The following is a 17,942-nucleotide window of genomic DNA, read 5'->3' as shown; positions in this document are numbered from 1 at the left end:
CGCGGTGCGTTACCCGCGAGTGACCCGCCGGGCCAGGCGTCCCGCAGTTTCAATGGAAACCTCGTGCCGGGCCTCGGGCCCGCAGTTTCAATTGAAACTGCGGTCTCCCGGGGCTGGACGTGGAGTTCAGGCGTCGTCGGCGCCGTCGCCGTTCTTGATCTTGCGGCCGCGGCGCAGCAGCACCGCCGCTGCTAGCAGCGATGCGATGGCGGAGGCGATCAGCACCGCGGCCTTGGCCCGCTCCGCCGCCGCGCCGGTCAGCGACAGGTCGGCGATCAGCAGGCTGACCGTGAAGCCGACGCCGCCGAGCATCGCCAGCGCCGCCATGTCGCGCCACTGCACCGATTCCGGCTTCGCGCCGATGCCCAGCTTGACCGCGAGGAAGGAGCTGCCGAAGATGCCGATCAGCTTGCCGACCACCAGGCCGACGATCACCGCGATCGCGACCCGGTCCTCGCGGATCGCCGCCAGCGCCTCGCCGTCCACGGGCACGCCCGCGGCGAAGAACGCGAACACCGGCACGATCAGCCCGGCCGACCAGGGCTGGAGCCGGTGCTCCAGGCGCATCGCCGGCGAAGCCGGCTCGTGCGGGTCGCGCCGGACGCGGGTGAGCAGCCCGAGCGCCACGCCGGCGATCGTCGCGTGGATGCCGCTGGTGTGCACCGCGATCCAGGTGGCCACGGCCAGCGGCACGTACAGCCACGGCGTGGTGACCCGCTTGCGCTGCAGGTACCAGTAGACGACGCAGAGCACGACCGCCGCGAGCAGCGCGAGCACGCTGAGCCCGTCGGTGAACAGCACGGCGATCACGACGATCGCGCCGAGGTCGTCGACGACGGCGAGGCTGAGCAGGAACACCCGCGCCGCGGTGGGCATCCAGGAGCCGGTCAGCGACAGCACGCCCAGGGCGAAGGCGATGTCGGTCGCGACCGGGATCGCCCACGCGGCGTGCGCGCCGGGCGCGCCGTGGCCGATCGCGAAGGCGAGCGCTGCGGGCACGATCATGCCGCCGATCGCGGCGATCACGGGCAGCAGCGCGTTCTTGACGTTGGAGAGCTCGCCGACCACGAGCTCGCGCTTGAGCTCCAGCCCGGCGACGAAGAAGAAGATCGCGAGCAGGCCGTCCTTGGCCCAGTCGCCGACGGACAGGCCCAGGTGCAGGAACTGCGGCCCGATCTCGAAGTCGCGGACCGCGTGGTAGATCCCGGCCGCGGGGGAGTTCGCCAGCAGCAGCGCGAGGGCGGTCGCGGCCAGCAGGACCACGCCGCCGACGGTTTCGGTCCGCAGGTAGGAGCCGAAGTCGAAGGTTCGAGCCGACTTGGCGGGCTGGGACTGGTTGCGGGCGGCTTTCGACACTGGCGGCTCCGATCGCGGATAGCACGAACTGCGACGCCGACCAGTCTTCCCGGCACACCTTTGCTGGAATCCTAACATCCGCAGCGCGTGTGATTGTCGGCGCAAACAAGATCGGGAAGGCGTCCTCCCAGGTCAAAGCGCCGTGTGCGAATCAGAGAGGTCGCGGACGCAACAGGGGCGCCCTCCGTGCGGGAGGGCGCCCCTGGCGTGTCGGACGTGCCGGTCAGTCGTCGCTGGACTTGTTCAGGCCCTTGGAGATCAGCGACATGACGGACGAGTCGGCGAGCGTGGTGACGTCGCCGACCTCGCGGTTCTCCGCGACGTCGCGCAGTAGCCGCCGCATGATCTTGCCGGAGCGCGTCTTGGGCAGCTCGGGCACGACCATGATCTGGCGGGGCTTGGCGATCGGGCCGATCTCGTGGGAGACGTGCTCGCGCAGCTCCTTGAGCGCGGCCTCGCCGCTGGCGGTGTCGTCGGTGCCGCCGCGCAGGATCACGAACGCGACGATGCCCTGGCCGGTGGTGGGGTCGGAGGCCCCGACCACGGCGGCCTCGGCGACGTTGGGGTGCGACACCAGGGCGGACTCGACCTCGGTGGTGGAGATGCGGTGCCCGGAGACGTTCATGACGTCGTCCACCCGGCCCAGCAGCCAGATGTCGCCGTCGTCGTCGTACTTGGCGCCGTCACCGGCGAAGTAGAAGCCCAGGTCGGCGAACTTCGACCAGTAGGTGTCGCGGTAGCGCTCGTCGTCGCCCCAGATGCCGCGCAGCATCGACGGCCACGGCTCGTCGAGGACCAGCAGCCCGCCGCCGCCGTTGCCGACCTGGGTGCCGGTCTCGTCGACGACCTTGGCCGAGATGCCGGGCAGCGGCTGCTGCGCGGAGCCGGGCTTGGCGGCGGTGACGCCGGGCAGCGGCGAGATCATGATCGCGCCGGTCTCGGTCTGCCACCAGGTGTCCACGATCGGCGTGCGGTCGCCGCCGATGTTCTTGCGGTACCAGATCCAGGCCTCGGGGTTGATCGGCTCGCCGACCGACCCCAGCAGGCGCAGGGAGGACAGGTCGTACTTGGCGGGGATCTCCGCGCCCCACTTCATGAAGGTGCGGATGGTCGTCGGGGCGGTGTAGTAGATCGTCACCCCGTACTTCTGCACGACCTCCCAGTGCCGGCCCTCGTGCGGCGCGTTGGGGGTGCCCTCGTAGACGACCTGCGTGGCCCCGTTGGCCAGCGGGCCGTAGACGATGTAGCTGTGGCCGGTGACCCAGCCGATGTCCGCGGTGCACCAGAACACGTCGGACTCGGGCTTGAGGTCGAAGACGTTGTGGTGCGTGTAGGCGACCTGGGTGAGGTAGCCGCCGGAGGTGTGCAGGATGCCCTTGGGGCGTCCGGTGGTGCCCGAGGTGTAGAGGATGAACAGCGGGTTCTCGGCGTCGAAGGCTTCCGGGGTGTGCACGTCCGGCTGGCCGGCGACGACGTCGTCCCACCACTTGTCGCGCGAGTCGTCCCAGGCCACCTCGCCGCCGGTGCGGCGCACCACGAGCACGTGCTGGACGCTGGGGGTCTCCGCGACGGCCTCGTCGACGTTGGCCTTCAGCGGCATGGGCTTGCCGCGCCGGTACTGGCCGTCGGAGGTGATGACGACCTTGGCCTCGGCGTCGTTGATCCGGGTGCGCAGCGCCTCCGAGGAGAACCCGCCGAAGACCACGCTGTGCATGGCGCCGAGCCGGGCGCAGGCCAGCATCGAGAAGATCGCTTCGGGCAGCATTGGGAGGTAGATCGCGACCCGGTCCCCGGCGCCCACGCCCAGCGCCGCCAGCGCGTTGGCGGTGCGGGAGACCTCGCGCTGCAGCTCGGCGTAGGTGATCTCGCGGGAATCCCCGGGCTCGCCCTCCCAGTAGATCGCGACCCGGTCGCCGTTGCCCGCCTCGACGTGGCGGTCCACGCAGTTGTAGGCCACGTTCAGCTTGCCGCCCACGAACCACTTCGCGAACGGCGCGTTCGACCAGTCCAGGACCTGGTCCCACTTGGTGTCCCAGGCCAGCCGCTCGGCTTGCTTCGCCCAGAACGCCTCCCGATCGGCCGAGGCTTCCTCGTACAGCGCCGACGTGGCGTTGGCCTGCGCCGCGAATTCCTGGGACGGCGGGAATGCCCTGCTTTCGGTGAGCAGGTTGTCGAGCGTGTTGCTCTGCCCGTCGGGCTGGGTCATTGCCGAGAACCTCCCTGGTGCGGGGATGTCAGTGCTATGGGAACCGTAATGCGATCGGGCTCACTGCAACAGAGGGTTCGTCCAAATGGTTCAGACCAATCCGGCAATACGGTCCGATATCGCCGCATTACGCAGGGCGGCAGCGCGGTCACTGTGTCACATGTCGCAGCGCGACCGGGCGAAGGGGTGATGGCGTGCCGGTAGCGTCGTCGGGCGTGAACGAGAAGCCATCGCTGGTGCCGCTGCTGGAGCTGGACGGCGTCGCCGACGCCGTGACCGCCGCCCGCGCGGCGATCGACGAGGTGCACCGGCACCCGGCCAACCGGCGCGGCTGGCCCGCCACCGCGGCCGAGGCGTCGGTCCGGGCGGCTCGCGCATCGGCGGCCATCGCTGGTGGCGCGGCCGAGATCCCGGAGTCCGGCGAGGTCACCGACCCGCTGCTGGCCGGCTCGCTGCGGATCGCCGAGGCGATGGGCACGCTGCTGCCCACCTGGCAGCGCGCGCCGCGGCAGGCGCTGGCCCGGATGCACGTGCTCGCGGCCGCGGACCTGGTCGACGACCCGGACCTGCTCGGCCGCCCGCAGGCCGACCCGGTGATCGCCGAGCGGCTCGACCTGCTCGCCGAGATCATCACCGACCGGGAGGCGCAGGGCCCGGGCCCGGTGCTGGCCGCCGTCGTGCACGGCGAGCTCCTCGCGCTGCAGCCGTTCGGCACCGCCGACGGCGTGATCGCGCGGGCCGCGGCGCGGCTGAGCGTGATCGGCAGCGGGTTGGACCCGAAGGGCCTGGTGGTTCCCGAGGTCGCGTACTTCCGGCGGCAGGAGGAGTACGCCGAGCTGGCCCTCGGCTTCGCCACCGGCGAGATCGACGCGGTTGCGGCCTGGATCGTGTACTGCTGCAAGGCGTTGGAGGCCGGGGCGCGCGAGGCGAAGTCGATCGCCGACGCCGTCCAGGAAGGCTGAACTTCCCGCGAGGGCTAGAGAGCCTGTCTCCAAACGCGTTTTGCGCGGCGGTGCGAGTTGCGTAGGTGGGCTAAGCGGCTGCGCCGCTTCAAAGACAAAACCCCACGACATCCACAACAGCCTCTAGAGGCGAGGGACACGGCGTGAAGAAGATTTTGATCGACTGCGATCCGGGCATCGACGACGCGCTGGCGTTGGCGCTGGCGCACGGCAGCCCGGAGCTGGACGTGGTCGGCGTGACGACCGTCGGCGGCAACGTCGAGCTGGAGCACACCACCGACAACGCCCTGCGGCTGCACGACTACTACGGCATGGACGCCCCGGTCTCGCGCGGCGCCGGGCGGCCGCTGGTGCGCGAGCCGCGGACCGCGGGGGACGTGCACGGGAACACCGGTCTCGGCGGCGTCGTGCTGCCGGAGCCGAAGTCGGAGCTGAGCGGCCGGCACGCCGTCGACTTCATCATCGACACCCTGGCCGCCGCGCCCGGCGAGATCAGCCTGGTGGCGGTCGGGCCGCTCACCAACATCGCGCTCGCGCTGCGCAAGGAGCCGCGGATCGCCGAGTGGGCCGGGCAGTTCGTGATCATGGGCGGCTCCTACACCCGCGGCAACACCAACCCGGCCGCCGAGTTCAACATCCTCGCCGATCCCGAGGGCGCCGCCGTCGCGTTCAACGCGCCCTGGCGGACGGTGATGATCGGGTTGGACCTGACCTACCAGGCGCGGGCGAACGCCGCGGTGCGCGCGCGGTTCGCCGGGCTCGGCCGGCTGGAGTCCGAGCTGATCACGCCGTGCCTGGACTTCTACGGCAGCCACATCAGCTACCAGGACGAGGGCCCGGCGATCCACGACGCGTGCGCGGTCGCCTACGTGATCGACCCGGGGCTGTTCGAGACGGTGCCGGCCCGCGTCGACGTCGAAACTCAGGGCCGGTTCACCTCGGGCATGACGGTCACGGACTTCCGGGCCCCGGCCGACGTCCACAACGCCGACGTCGCCACGACCCTCGACTCCGAGGGCTTCTGGAGCCTGGTCGCCGACGCCTACCGCAACGTCGCCGCCGGCCTCCCGGACTGACTCGCGGGCAAGGGCGCCGGTCGAGGTCGGCGCCCTCTTTCGTTCACAAGGGACGCTGATGGTGCGAGTGGTCCTGCTCACGCCGGGTTGACCTTCACGCCTGGCGTGAACGCGGACGCTCGGTGCCATGAGTGCAACGGAACCCCGCCCAGGCCTGCTTCTGCTGGTGCTCACCGGCTGCGCCTTCATCCTCGGTACCGGCGAGATCATGCTTGCGGGCCTGCTGCCGGAGATCGCCGCTGAGGTCGGCGTCCCGCTGCCGATCGCAGGCATGCTGATCAGCATGTTCGCACTGACGGTCGTGGTGGGCGGGCCGGTGCTCGCGCTGGCGACCGGAGGTCTTGCCCGCAAGCCGCTCGTGCTCGCGCTGATGCTGCTGTTCGCCGGGGGCAACGTGGTCGCGGCGTTGTCGCCGTCCTTCCCGTTGCTGGTCGGTTCCCGGGTGTTGGCGGCCTTGGCGCATGCCGCGCTGATGCCGCTGTTCTTCGGCGTCGCCGTGGATCTCGTGCCACCAGAAAGGCGTGCGTCGGCGGTGGCGAGAGTGTCGTTGGGGCTCAGTTTGGCGACGGTCATCGGGTTGCCGATCGGCGCCGCGGTTGGCCAGTGGCTCGGCTGGCGGGCGATGTTCTGGGCATTGGCCGCATTGACGCTCGCCGCGACGGCGCTGTTGCGGCTGCTGCTGCCGACCGGGCAGCGGGCCGTTGCCGGACGGCTCGCAGAACTGCGCGTGCTCGGTGATCGCAGGGTGCAGGTCACGGTCGCGATGACGGCGCTGGGAGCCGCCGCCGCGTTCACCGCCTACACCTACATCACCCCGATGCTCACGGACGTCACCGGTTTCGGGCCGATGACCGTCACCGCCTTGCTGCTGGTCTTCGGGATCGGTGGCACCGCGGGCAACGTGCTCGGCGGGAGGCTCGCCGATCGCGCCCTGATGCCGGCGATCTGCGGCGCGCTCGCCTCGCTCGCTGCCGCATTGCTGCTGTTGGGGTCCGTTGCCGCGAACAAGCCGCTCACCGTCGCGGCGTTGTTCGCCTTCGGTGCCGCTTACTACGCGGTGATCCCGGTGGTGAACACCAGGCTGCTCGCCGTCGCATCGCAACAGGCCAGAACGCTCGCGCTCACCGTGCAGAGCTCCGCGTTCAACCTCGGCATCACCGCCGGGGGCTGGTTCGGCGGGCGGTTGATCGGGCACGGCTTTCCACTGTGGATGGTTCCGGTGGCTGGCGGGGTGCTCGCTGTGCTGGCCCTGGTGATCGCAGTGGTCGAATCAGCCGGTGACCGGCGGATGGTCGAGGTGTCGCGGTGAACGACGTGAATCGGGAGGTGATCCGGGAGTTCCGCGCGAACCGCGGCGAGGTCGGCGGAGCGTTCGAAGGAGTGCAGTTCGCCGACTTCCAGGAGCGGACAGCGCGGCTCATCCCGGTGGTCGCGCTGGAACCGGGGGCTTGACCTTCATGCTGGCGTCAAGGTTTACCGTCGATCCGGACCAGGGGAGGCGGCATGCGGATCGGTGAGTTGGCCGACGCCACCGGCGCCACGACGCGGGCGTTGCGCTACTACGAGGAGCAGGGCTTGCTGCGGCCGGAGCGTTCGGCGAACGGCTACCGGGTTTACGGCTCGGACGCGGTCACGGTGGTGGCGAACATCCAGCTCCTGCTCGCCGCCGGACTCACCTCCGCAGACCTGCGGCTCATCGACGGATGCCTGGCCGATCCGGTGCACACCTGCGCCGACCGCACGCCCAAGATCGACGTGTTCGAGCAGCGGCTGGCGCTGGTCCAGCAGCGGATCGACGACTTGACGCGGGTGCGTGATCAGCTGCGCGATCAGCTCGGGGAGTTGCGCGGTTCGGCCGTTCGGGCGGCTTGAAGCGCCGTATCGGCAGTGCCGCGATCCAGGCGAACGTGAGAGATTTTCTGCATGGTCGATCCGCGGTACATCCGGATGTTCCACGAGGTGGTGCAGACCGGCTCTTACTCCGGCGCGGCTCGGCGGCTCGGCTACAGCCAGCCCGCGGTGAGCCAGCAGATGCGCGCGCTGGAACGCACCGTCGGCACACCGCTTTTCACCCGCGCCGGCCGGACCATGCGGTTGACCGAAGCGGGTGAGGTGCTGGCCCGCCACGCCGCATCTGTTCTGCGCGACCTCGACGCCGCGCAGAACCAGATCGCGGCGATCCGACAGCTGCGCGTGGGAAACCTGCGCATCTGCTCTTTCCCGAGTGCCAGCGCGACGATCGTGCCCGCCGCGACCGTGCACATCGCGCGCGACCACCCGGACCTGCGGATCCGGCTCATCGAGGCGGAACCCCCTGACTCGATGGAAACCTTGCGGCGCGGCGAATGCGACGTCGCCCTGGCCTTCACGTACCCGGGGGTGGCGGAGCAGCTGGACGGCGACCTGGTGGGCGTAGCCGTGCTGGACGATCCCGTCGTCGCGGTGCTGCCGAAGGGACACCGGCTGGCCAAGCGGAGATCGGTCGAACTGGCCGATCTCGCCGACGAGCGCTGGATCGCCGGATGCACGCGTTGCCGCGACCACTTCGTGCAGGAGTGCGGCGCGGTCGGCTTCGAGCCGGACATCGCCTTCACCACGGACGACAACCTCGCGGTGCAGAGCCTGGTCGCGGCCGGGACCGGCATCGCGCTGATGCCCAGCCTGGTGCTGTCGTTCCTGCGGCACCCGAAGGTGATCAGCCGACGGGTGCGGAGGCTGGCGAACAGACAGGTGTCGGCGTACGCGCTGCGCGACCACCACCGAATCCCGGCAACCGCGCTGATGCTGGAAACCTTCGAACGGGTCGGTACCGCGATGCGCTGAAGCCTGTTCCCAGACGCAGTTCGCCTCGTAGCGCGGGTGGCGGAACCTCGGACGGCGCCTGGACGCCACGCGTCGAACGGTGCATCTGAGCCATAAGCTCTTCTTTGAGAGTCACCAAGTTTTCGGTGGTCGACGTGCGGATTCCGGTCGGGGCAAGGTGATTCGCATGACTTCGCAGCTGACTGAACTGGCCGGGGCGATTCGCGAACAGGTGCGGCGGGGTGCCGAGGCGGCCGAAACCGGCGAACTGGTCCAGGAAGCCCTCCGGCCGTTCCTGGCCGAGCCGGACCTGTTGCGCCCGGAACAGCGGATCGGCGATCCCGACAACTACCGGCAGCACGTCCTGCACGTGGAACCCGACGGCAGCTTCTCGATCGTCGCCCTGGTGTGGTTGCCCGGGCAGCAGACTCCCGTGCACGACCACGTCTCGTGGTGCGTCACCGGCGTTTACGAGGGCGTGGAGCACGAGCAGCGCTACGAGATCCGCGACGACCACCTGGTCCTGGCAGGGCACGCCACCAACCAGCCGGGCGAGGTGTGCGGTTTCGCGCCGCCCGGCGACATCCACCTGGTGCGCAACGCGGGGACGTCCAAGGCGATCTCGATCCACATCTACGGCGCGAACATCGCGGTCCTCGGCTCCAGCGTCCGCCGCAGCTACGACCTGCCGATGGCAGCAGCTTGAAGCTCCGTTTCCGCTGCTAAAAGCCCGTGAGTACTTTTTTGCTATAGCAGCACAAAGTACACACGGGCCCTGACCAGTAGAAACGGAGCTCCCGGTCAGTCCTCCACGGCGCGGAGGGCGTCGCGGACGTGGCCGTCGGAGACCGCCAGCGCGGCCGCTGCGCGCTCGATGTCGACGCCGGTGAGCAGGTGCACCAACGCCGTCTTGAGGTCTCCGTCCGCCGCCGTGAGCGCCGTCGAGCACACCTCTTCCGAGGCGCCCGTCGCCTCCTGCAGGATCCCAATGGTGCGGCCGCGCAGCTTCGCGTTCGTGGCGAGCATGCTGACCATCAGGTTCGAGTAGGTGCGGCCCATCCGGATCATCACCGCGGTGGAGAACGAGGTCAGCACCAGCTTCTGCGCGGTGCCCGCCTTCATCCGGGTCGACCCGCTGATCGGTTCCGGCCCGGTGTCCACCGCGATCACCACGTCGGCCGGCACCGGCCCGACGTCCGGGTTCGACGTCACCAGCGCCGTTCCCGCCCCGATCTGCCGCGCGGCGTCCAACGCGCCCAGCACGTACGGGGTGCGCCCGGACGCGGCCAGCCCGAGGACGAAGTCGAGCCCGCTGGCATCCTCCCGGATGGCGGCGGCGCCGGAATCGACGTCGTCCTCCGCGTTCTCCACGGCGCGCCGGAACGCCTCTGGGCCGCCCGCCTGGTGCGCGACGAACCAGGTCGGCGGCACGTTGAAGGTCGGGATCAGCTCGGCGGCGTCCAGCACCGCGAGCCGCCCGGAGGTGCCCGCGCCGACGTAGTGCACGCGGCCGCCCGCGCGCAGCGCCGCGACGGCCATGTCGACCGCGCGGGCGAGTTCGGGCAGCACCTGGCCGACCGCGACCGGCACCGTCCGGTCCTCGCCGTTGAGCACGTGCAGGATGTCCAGGGTCGGCAGCAGGTCGATATCCCTGGTCCTGGGGTTGCTGCGCTCGGTGGGAGCGTCCACGCGGACCGCGCGGTCCGGGCTCATCACGCCTCCTGCGGCAGTTGCGGGAGCACCCGCTCGGGGTGCGGGTCGGGGTCGCGCATCACGTCTCCTTCTGCCGCCGGCGGTCCGGGCGGCTGTCGAGGCGGTGGCCGCCCACTGCCTCGTAAGTGGCCTCCAGCGCGGCCTTCGCCTGGTCCAGGTGTCGCTGCGCGACGCCGATGAACAGGCAGTCGATCACGGTCAGCTGGCCGATGCGGCTGGCCATGGCGCCGGAGCGGTAGGTGGTCTCGCGCACCGCGGTGGTCAGCACGCGGTCGGCGACCTCGGTGATGGGCGAGCGGGCGAAGTTCGTCAGCGCCGCGGTGGTGGCGCCGCGCCGCCGCGCTTCGCGCAGCGCCTCGACCGTCTCGCTGGTGGCGCCGGTGTGCGAGATGCCGATCGCGACGTCGCCTTCCCGCAGCACTGCGGCCGAGGTCAGCGCGTTGTGCGTGTCGGCCCACGCGAAGCACGTCAGGCCGATGCGGTGCAGCTTCTGCTGCAGGTCGAGCGCGACGAACGCGCTGGCGCCGACGCCGTAGACGTCGATGCGGCGGGCGGTGGCGACGTCGTCGACGAGCCGTTGCAGGATCGCGGCGTCCAGCTGCCCGGCGGTCTCCTCGACCGCCTTCGCGTCGGCGTAACCGACCTTCTCGATGATCTGCCCGAGGTCGTCGTCCGGGGCGATGTCGCTGCCCAGCTCGCGGTCGCGGACGGACGTGCGCGCCGTGTCGGCGGCCAGCGCGATCCGCAGGTCCGGGTAGCCGCCGACGCCGATCGCCTTGCAGAACCGCGTGACGGTGGTTTCGCTGGTGCCCGCGGCCTCGGCGACCTCGGTGATGCTGCGCCGGGCTATCGACGCGGGGTCGGCGAGCACGATGTTGGCCACGCGCTGCTCCGCCCGCGCCAGGCCGGGCAGCAGGGAGCGAATCTTGACGAGCGGGCTGGACTCGCCCGATTCGCGGAACGTGTCGTCAGTGACCATGTGGGAAACTTACTAACCATCTCTTGTGCAGGTCAATGGGCCTCTTCCGGGTTTCCACGGGGAAGACGCGGCAATCTCATACCCAGGTTGCCTCGGAACCCAACTACTCCGAAAGGGGTAATTCCCGGTCCGACGCTGCGACGATGCGATTCACACCCGGCGTCATGATCCGGAAACGCGCCCCGCCCGTGCTCGAAACATCGATGCCGAACACTGCCTTCCGCTCGTGCGTTCGACGGGAGGCAGCGGATGGTCGCGGCGGAGACGAAGGACCAGGCGGTGCGGGAGACGCTGGAGGACTACACCCTCCGGTTCGCCCCGCGCAGCTACCGCCGGTGGAAGCCGGGCGTGGTGGCGACGACGGCGCTCGGCGGCATCGCCTACCTCGCCGACTTCTCCATCGGCGCGGGCATCGGGCTCGGCTACGGGACGCTCAACGCGCTGGTCGCGATCCTGGTCGCGGCCGTGATCATCTTCGTCACCGGGCTGCCGCTGGCGTACTACGGCGCGCGCTACAACATCGACCTCGACCTGATCACCCGCGGCGCCGGCTTCGGCTACTACGGCTCGGTACTGACCAGCGTGATCTTCGGCAGCTTCACGTTCATCTTCTTCGCCACCGAGGGCGCGATCATGGCGCAGGGCCTGAAAGTCGGGCTCGGCGTGCCGCCGTGGCTCGGCTACCTGATCACGACGCTGGTCGTGGTGCCGCTGGTCATCTACGGGATGAAGGCGCTGAGCAAGCTGCAGGTGTGGACGACGCCGCTGTGGCTGCTGCTGATGGTCGGCCCGATCGGCTACCTGGTGGTCGTCGACCCGGGCTCGGTGAGTTCGTGGCTGGCGTTCGGCGGGGCGGCAGGCGGCGGGCTCAACGCCGCGTCGGTGATGCTCGGCGCGGGGGTGGCGCTGTCGCTGATGGCGCAGATCGGCGAACAGATCGACTACCTGCGCTTCATGCCGCCGCGCACCGCCGAGAACAAGCGGTCCTGGTGGGCGTCGATGCTGGTGGCGGGCCCGGGCTGGGTCGTCTTCGGCGCGGTCAAGCAGGCCACCGGGGCCTTCCTGGCGTTCTTCATCATGGGCGTGGCGGGCGCGGCGGCCACCGAGCCGGTGCAGCAGTTCATGGGCATCTACGAGCTGTTCCTGCCCGCCTGGCTGGCGATCCCGCTGGCGGTGGTGCTGGTGGTGCTCAGCCAGGTGAAGATCAACGTCACCAACGCCTACTCCGGCTCGCTGACCTGGACCAACTCCTTCACCCGGATCACCAGGCGGTACCCGGGCCGGATCGTGTTCGTGCTGCTGAACCTGCTGGTGGCGCTCGTCCTGATGGAGGCGAACATGTTCGCCTTCCTGAACTCGGTGCTCAGCTTCTACGCGAACTGCGCGATCGCGTGGGTGGTCACGGTGGCCACCGACATCCTGATCAACAAGTACGTGCTGGGGCTGTCGCCGAAGGAGCCGGAGTTCCGCCGCGGCATGCTGCACGCGGTGAACCCGGTCGGGGTGGTGGCGTTCCTGGCCTCGGCGGGCTTCTCGATCGCGATGTACTTCGGCGCGTTCGGCGCGGCGGTCCAGCCGTACTCGCCGATCGCGGCGGTGGCCATCGCGGCGGTGCTGACACCGCTGCTGGCGGCGGTCACGCGGGGCCGCTACTACCTGCGGCGCACTGACGACGGCATCCCGGAACCGCGTTTCGACGCCGACGGCACCCCGGTGGACACCGCCTACACCTGCGACGTCTGCGACCAGACCTTCGAGCGCCCGGACGTGCTGGCCTCCGCGGTCCCGGACACGATCATCTGCTCCCTCTGCCTGACCACGGACCGGACCGGCACCCACGTCCTCCCGCCGACGTGACCGGGGCGGGCGCGATTCCGCGCGAAATCGCGCCCTCCGCCGTCACTGCTTCGTCGAGTGCTCCGGTTCGACGTAGACCACCACGCGCTCCTCGCCGGGCCGGGGCCACGGGTACTCGTCCTCGTCGAGGTACTTCTTCGCCATCTTGTTGATGAACGTGCGGTCCGGGTCGTCCTCGATCTTGGCGACCTTGCCGCGCACCTCCACGTACCGATAGGGCTGGTCCGGGTCGTGCACGGAGATGGCGATGCGCGGCTCCCGCTTGAGGTTCCGGTACTTCTGCCGCGTCTTGGTCTGGCTGAACTTCAGGTACTGGCCGTCCCAGTCGATCCACACCGGACTCGACTGCGGTTCGCCGTGCGGCCCGATGGTGGCCACGTGGGCGAAGGCGCGCTTGTTCAGGATTTCCTCGCGGTCCTGCGGAATCGCCGACACTTCGACTCCCTCCGAACGATTTGCGGCTGCGGTACGACCCTGCCCGCCCGCGACCCGCCCCGCGACTCGAACGGCGGCCCGCCGCTAGCGGTCGGCGAGGGCCCGCCGGAGGAGGTCGTGCAGGGCCTGCTGGTCCGCCTGGGTGAGCCCGGCCAGCGGGGTGTTCACCGAGAAGCGGTCGATGATGTTCGCCCGCTGCCGCTCGCCTTCGGTGGTCAGGGTGAGCTGCTTGGCGCGGCGGTCGCGCGGGTGCGGCTGCCGGGTGACCAGGCCCTGCTTCTCCAACCGGTCGACCACGAAGGTCACGTTCGACGTCGCGCAGTGCATCCGGTCGGCGAGCTCGCGCATGGTCAGCGGCTCGCTCAGCTCGCGCAGCGCGATCGCCTGGGGCGCGGTGAGGTCGGTGTCGGCGACGCAGCCGCGCACGTGCTCGTCGATGTTGTGCGCGAGCTCGCTGATCAGGCTGCAGAGCTCGCGTGCGGCCATCGGCTCGTCCATGCGGCAAGTCTAGCAAGCTAGAACTGTTGCAATTTTAATAGTTAAAGTTGTAAGTTCTTGTGCCATGAACGATGCACAACGCTGGAACGCCGTGGCCGGAATCCGCTCGATCGACCTCGGTGACCTGCGCGTCAGCTACGTCCCGGACGGCGTCGTGGGCCTCAAGCCGCGCGGCTGGTTCCCGGGGACGACCGAAGCCGATTGGCGCGAACACGCACGGCACCTCGACGAGGCCGGGCAGCTGGTCGCCAGCATCGGCGGGCTGCTCGTCGAGAGCGGTTCGCGGGCGATGCTGATCGACGCGGGTTACGGGCCGGCGGGCTCGCCGGACGATCCGGCGAACCCGGCCATCGGTGCGATCCACGGCCGCGACCTGCTGGACAACCTGGCCGCGCTGGGCCGCGAACCCGACGAGATCGAAGCCGTCGCGATCACCCACCTGCACACCGACCACATCGGCTGGGCGCACCACGGAGCGTTCCCGAAGGCGCGGGTGCTGCTGTCCGAGCGCGAGTGGGAGCGCCGCGACCAGCATGCCGCGGACGTCACGGAGGAGATGCTGGACCGGCTGGGCGAGCAGGTGGAGACCGTCCATGATGGACAGGAGGTCTTCCCGGGCGTGCGAGTGCGGACCGCCTTCGGCCACACGCCTGGCCATGCCTCGTACACGATCTCCTCGGGCGGCCGGCGCCTGATCGTCCTGGGCGATGCGCTGCACAGCGCGGTGCAGATCGAGAACCCGACCTGGCCGGTGTGGGCGGACGTCGACCACGACGCGGCGGTCAGGTCGCGCCAGGACCTGCTGCGCGAGCTCCGTGAGCCGAACACGATCGGCTTCGGGATCCACTTCGCGGACGTCCAGTTCGGCCGGGTCACCACCGAACCCACCGGCACCACCTGGACCCCACTCCCATGACCGGGTTCCACCGCAATTTCAATGGAAATCGGACCTTCGATTTCCATTGAAATTGCGGACCTCCGGCGAGTCGGGCACACGACACACCGGATGCTGTGGACAACTTCCGCAATTTCAATGGAAATTGCGGACCCCTGCGTCAGCGGCCGGTGGAGAGCCAGCCCTCGGGGTGGAGCCGCGCGGCCTCGAGCTCGCCGTCCAGCAGCGTCGCGTCGCGGTCGGCCACGTGCACTCCGTCCACGTTCACGCCGCGCCCGGTGTACTGCGCGTCCGGCGCGTAGCGCCACCGCAGGCGCAGCTGCTGACCGGCGTTCGCGTCGACCATGCCGCGCACCTTCCACCAGCTCCGATGCCCGGCCCCGGCCAACGAATCCTGCGGCTCGTCGGGCGCGCCGGGACCGGACGCCCGCAGCGGCACCGGCCGCCACCCGGCATCGTCCACACTGGACTCCACGAGCAGCGGGTCGGTGCCGTCGCCGTCGCGCTGGGTGTCCACGAACGCGAAGAACGACACCTGCGTCGGGCCGCTGACCGGCCCCAGCACGTCCGTCGTCAACGTCCCGCCCTGCCCGGAGAACCACGACTCCGAGCCCCGCGCCGGTGCCACGCCGAGGGCGCGGGCCATGCCCTGCGCCAAGGCCTGCCGGGCGGCGTTGTTCGACCCCCACTGCCGCGACGGGTGCACCCGGTTGGTCAGCAGCACCGCCACGGAACGGGACGTCGGATCGATCACCAGCGACGTGCCGGTGAAGCCGGTGTGGCCCGCCGTCCGCGGCCCGCTGAGCCCGGCCATGTACCAGCGCTGGTCCAGCTCGAAGCCCAGGCCGTGCGAGTTGCCGGGAAAAGCGCCGTTGAAGTCGGTCAGCATCATCTCGACGCCTTCCTCCGACAGGATGCGGTTGCCGCCGTAGGTCCCGCCGTTGAGCACCGCCTGCCCCAGCACCGCGAGGTCGTCGGCGGTGGAGAAGATCCCGGCCTGCCCGGCGACGCCGCCGAGCGCCCAGGCGTTCTCGTCGTGCACCTGCCCGCGGACCATGCCGCGCGGCGGCTCGGCCTCGTACTCCGTCGCCGCGATGCGGTGCAGCTCGGAGGCGGGCGGGTTGTAGCCGGTGTCGGTCATGCCCAGCGGCCCGGTGATCCGCTCCGCCACCACCTGGTCCAGCGGGGCGCCCGAGACGCGTGCCACCAGCAGCCCGAGCGTGATCATGTTCGGGTCGGAGTAGGTGTAGTTGGTGCCCGGCGGGTGTTCCGGGGTGAGCTGCATGATCGACGGGATTCGCTGCTCCGGCGGCAGTTTCCACAGCTGGGCCTCGGCCTGCAGGCCGGAGGTGTGGGTGAGCAGCTGCTCGACCGTGATCGATTCCTTGCCGTTGACGCCGAACTCCGGCAGGTAGGTGGCCACCGGCTCGTCGAGCTGCACGCTCCCGTCGTCGACCAGCTGCAGCACCGCGATCGAGGTGAACAGCTTGCTGATCGACGCGACGTCGAAGATCGTGTCGCGGTGCATCGGTTCCCGCTGCTCGGGAGGCAGTTCGGTGCCGTTGCCGTCCGCGTAGCGCAGCTCGTGCCCGGCCACCGAACGGCGCACCACGACGCCCTCGTGCGCCAGCAGGCTCACCGCACCCGCGTACATCGGGTGCTCGCGGCCGGGCGTCTTGTCCGTCCAGGCCGCGATCTGCTGCAGTGCCGCGTCGATCGGACGGGGATCGAGCCCGACGTCTTCGGGGCTCCCGTCGGACAACAAGGTGCCGGCCGGCGCGAAGCCGTCCTGCGGCCGGTCGAAGTGCCCGTACACGTGGCCGGGCGACGCCGTGGCGGACCCCGCCAGCGCGGTGACCGAAAGCAGCGCGACCGCCGCCAGAATGGTCTTGCCCATCGCGTCCCCCTCAGCGGTACAGCAGGTACGGCTCGCGTTGTCGTTGGAAGTCCGCCACGTCGTCCTGCCAGGGGCCGACGATCTCGGGCACGTCGGCTCCCGCGTCGACCATCGTGCGCAGGCGGTCCGAGCCGGACAGCTTGTCGATCATGTTGTCGGGTCGCCAGCCGAAGACCTGCGGGTACAGGCGGCGCGCGGTGGTGATCATCGCGACGGCGGCGCCGATCGCGTCGACCTCGCCCGATCGGTAGACCTGCACGCCGCCGCAGGTTGCGTTGGCGTGCTTGGAGAAAGTCGGCACGAAGTAGGTTTCGCGGAACCGGATCCCCGGCAGCCCGGCGGCGTTGAGCTCCTCCGCCCAGCGCCAGTCGATGCCGGGTGCGCCGATGATCTCGAACGGCCTGGTGGTGCCGCGGCCCTCGGACAGCACGGTGCCCTCGAACAGCCCGGTCCCCGGGTAGACCGCCGCGGTGTCCGGGGTCGGCATGTTCGGGCTGGGCGGGACCCACGGCAGCCCGGCGTCCGCGCCGCGCCCGCGCCAGCCCTCCACGCGGATCACGTCGAGGCGTTCCAGCGGGCTCGGCAGGTATTCGCGGTCGAACAGCCGCGCCAGCTCGCCGACCGTCATGCCGTGCTGCTGCACGATCGGCAGCAGCCCGACGCCCGAGGCGAACCGCGGGTCCAGCCGCGGGCCGGCGACCCGGGAGCCGATCGGGTTCGGCCGGTCCAGCACCAGGAATGCCGCTCCGACCTGGTGGGCCGCCTGCATCGCGGTGAACATCGTCCAGATGTAGGTGTAGAAGCGGGCGCCCACGTCGGCGATGTCGAACACGACCTGCTCGACGCCCGCCTTGCGGAACATCTCGGCCAGCTTCGCCGCGTCGGCCCCGTACGCGTCGTACACGGGCAGGCCGGTGCGCGGGTCGCGGTAGTCGCCCTCCGAGCCGCCGGCCTGCGACGTGCCGCGGAACCCGTGCTCCGGTCCGAAGACCGCGACCACGTCCACCGCCCCGCTGGCGTGCATGACGTCCACGACGTGCTCCAGCGACGCGAGCACGCCGGTCGGGTTGGTCACCACCCCGACCCGGCGGCCGGTGATGTCCTGCCAGTTCCGCGCGGCGAGGACGTCCGCCCCGGTCTTGACGCCCGGGCCGAGGTCGGTGGACCGCGGGGCGGCGCACGCGGAACTCGTCGCGAGGCCCGCCGCGGGCACCGTCAGCGCCGCGGCGGTCAGGAAGCCCCGTCGATTCACACCCATGCCCGCCC

The 17,942-nt window shown here is 70.3% G+C and carries 17 protein-coding genes; 9 read left to right on the top strand and 8 right to left on the bottom strand.

Going from position 1 to position 17,942, the window contains the following annotated elements; translation table 11 throughout:
• Positions 1–126: 126 nt before the first annotated feature.
• Positions 127–1,356 carry a Na+/H+ antiporter NhaA gene (gene nhaA / locus AB0H93_RS04665; protein ID WP_358567403.1) on the bottom strand — a complete coding sequence of 410 codons (1,230 nt, stop codon included), beginning with the start codon at positions 1,354–1,356 and terminating at the stop codon, positions 127–129.
• A 223-nt stretch (positions 1,357–1,579) separates the two neighbouring features.
• Positions 1,580–3,562, bottom strand: a complete 1,983-nt coding sequence (acs, locus tag AB0H93_RS04660; RefSeq protein WP_358567400.1) for an acetate--CoA ligase — start codon at positions 3,560–3,562, stop codon at positions 1,580–1,582.
• 215 nt (positions 3,563–3,777) lie between these two features.
• Here acs and AB0H93_RS04655 point away from each other — a divergent pair, with 215 nt between their 5' ends.
• The 7 genes from AB0H93_RS04655 to AB0H93_RS04625 all read left to right on the top strand — a co-directional run bounded on the left by AB0H93_RS04655 (position 3,778) and on the right by AB0H93_RS04625 (position 9,108).
• On the top strand, positions 3,778–4,524 hold the full coding sequence (locus tag AB0H93_RS04655) for an oxidoreductase (RefSeq protein ID WP_358567397.1): 747 nt from the start codon (positions 3,778–3,780) through the stop codon (positions 4,522–4,524).
• Between the two features lie 143 nt (positions 4,525–4,667).
• A complete protein-coding gene (locus tag AB0H93_RS04650) occupies positions 4,668–5,600 on the top strand; it encodes a nucleoside hydrolase (RefSeq protein ID WP_358567394.1) in 933 nt (310 codons plus the stop codon).
• 127 nt (positions 5,601–5,727) lie between these two features.
• A complete protein-coding gene (locus AB0H93_RS04645; RefSeq protein ID WP_358567391.1) occupies positions 5,728–6,909 on the top strand; it encodes an MFS transporter in 1,182 nt (393 codons plus the stop codon).
• Positions 6,906–7,052: a hypothetical protein gene (locus AB0H93_RS04640; RefSeq protein ID WP_358567388.1), complete on the top strand. Its 147-nt coding sequence runs from the start codon at positions 6,906–6,908 to the stop codon at positions 7,050–7,052. Before AB0H93_RS04645 ends, AB0H93_RS04640 begins: the two co-directional genes overlap by 4 nt.
• Before the next feature lie 51 nt (positions 7,053–7,103).
• Entirely contained in the window at positions 7,104–7,472 is a 369-nt protein-coding gene (locus tag AB0H93_RS04635; protein ID WP_358567385.1) for a MerR family transcriptional regulator, read from the top strand.
• 51 nt (positions 7,473–7,523) lie between these two features.
• A complete protein-coding gene (locus AB0H93_RS04630) occupies positions 7,524–8,423 on the top strand; it encodes a LysR family transcriptional regulator (RefSeq protein ID WP_358567382.1) in 900 nt (299 codons plus the stop codon).
• A gap of 166 nt (positions 8,424–8,589) precedes the next feature.
• Positions 8,590–9,108: a cysteine dioxygenase family protein gene (locus AB0H93_RS04625; protein ID WP_358567379.1), complete on the top strand. Its 519-nt coding sequence runs from the start codon at positions 8,590–8,592 to the stop codon at positions 9,106–9,108.
• 95 nt (positions 9,109–9,203) lie between these two features.
• On the opposite strand, the gene AB0H93_RS04620 is transcribed toward AB0H93_RS04625, so the two are convergent.
• Together AB0H93_RS04620 and AB0H93_RS04615 are read right to left on the bottom strand one after the other, a co-directional pair.
• The gene (locus AB0H93_RS04620) at positions 9,204–10,118 is read right to left on the bottom strand and encodes an N-acetylmuramic acid 6-phosphate etherase (RefSeq protein ID WP_358567376.1); all 915 of its coding nucleotides are present in this window, start codon (positions 10,116–10,118) and stop codon (positions 9,204–9,206) included.
• A gap of 55 nt (positions 10,119–10,173) precedes the next feature.
• On the bottom strand, positions 10,174–11,094 hold the full coding sequence (locus tag AB0H93_RS04615) for a MurR/RpiR family transcriptional regulator (RefSeq protein WP_132484415.1): 921 nt from the start codon (positions 11,092–11,094) through the stop codon (positions 10,174–10,176).
• 249 nt (positions 11,095–11,343) lie between these two features.
• Between AB0H93_RS04615 and AB0H93_RS04610 the strand changes: the two genes are divergently transcribed.
• Entirely contained in the window at positions 11,344–12,951 is a 1,608-nt protein-coding gene (locus AB0H93_RS04610) for a cytosine permease (protein WP_358567372.1), read from the top strand.
• A gap of 42 nt (positions 12,952–12,993) precedes the next feature.
• Here AB0H93_RS04610 and AB0H93_RS04605 read toward each other — a convergent pair whose 3' ends face one another.
• Complete coding sequence (locus AB0H93_RS04605; protein ID WP_358567369.1) at positions 12,994–13,386, bottom strand: PPOX class F420-dependent oxidoreductase; 393 nt, start codon at positions 13,384–13,386, stop codon at positions 12,994–12,996.
• 84 nt (positions 13,387–13,470) lie between these two features.
• Positions 13,471–13,884 carry a MarR family transcriptional regulator gene (locus AB0H93_RS04600; RefSeq protein ID WP_358567366.1) on the bottom strand — a complete coding sequence of 138 codons (414 nt, stop codon included), beginning with the start codon at positions 13,882–13,884 and terminating at the stop codon, positions 13,471–13,473.
• Between the two features lie 64 nt (positions 13,885–13,948).
• Here AB0H93_RS04600 and AB0H93_RS04595 point away from each other — a divergent pair, with 64 nt between their 5' ends.
• A complete protein-coding gene (locus tag AB0H93_RS04595; protein ID WP_358567363.1) occupies positions 13,949–14,800 on the top strand; it encodes an MBL fold metallo-hydrolase in 852 nt (283 codons plus the stop codon).
• Between the two features lie 139 nt (positions 14,801–14,939).
• Here AB0H93_RS04595 and AB0H93_RS04590 read toward each other — a convergent pair whose 3' ends face one another.
• Entirely contained in the window at positions 14,940–16,676 is a 1,737-nt protein-coding gene (locus tag AB0H93_RS04590; RefSeq protein WP_358567360.1) for a serine hydrolase domain-containing protein, read from the bottom strand.
• A 10-nt stretch (positions 16,677–16,686) separates the two neighbouring features.
• On the bottom strand, positions 16,687–17,934 hold the full coding sequence (locus AB0H93_RS04585) for a DUF1343 domain-containing protein (protein WP_358567357.1): 1,248 nt from the start codon (positions 17,932–17,934) through the stop codon (positions 16,687–16,689).
• Positions 17,935–17,942 lie beyond the last annotated feature (8 nt).

Source organism: Saccharopolyspora sp. NPDC050642 (assembly GCF_040654735.1).
Lineage (GTDB): Bacteria > Actinomycetota > Actinomycetes > Mycobacteriales > Pseudonocardiaceae > Saccharopolyspora > Saccharopolyspora elongata.
Note: the sequence above shows the minus strand (reverse complement) of the source record. Positions and strands in the feature narration are given on the sequence as shown.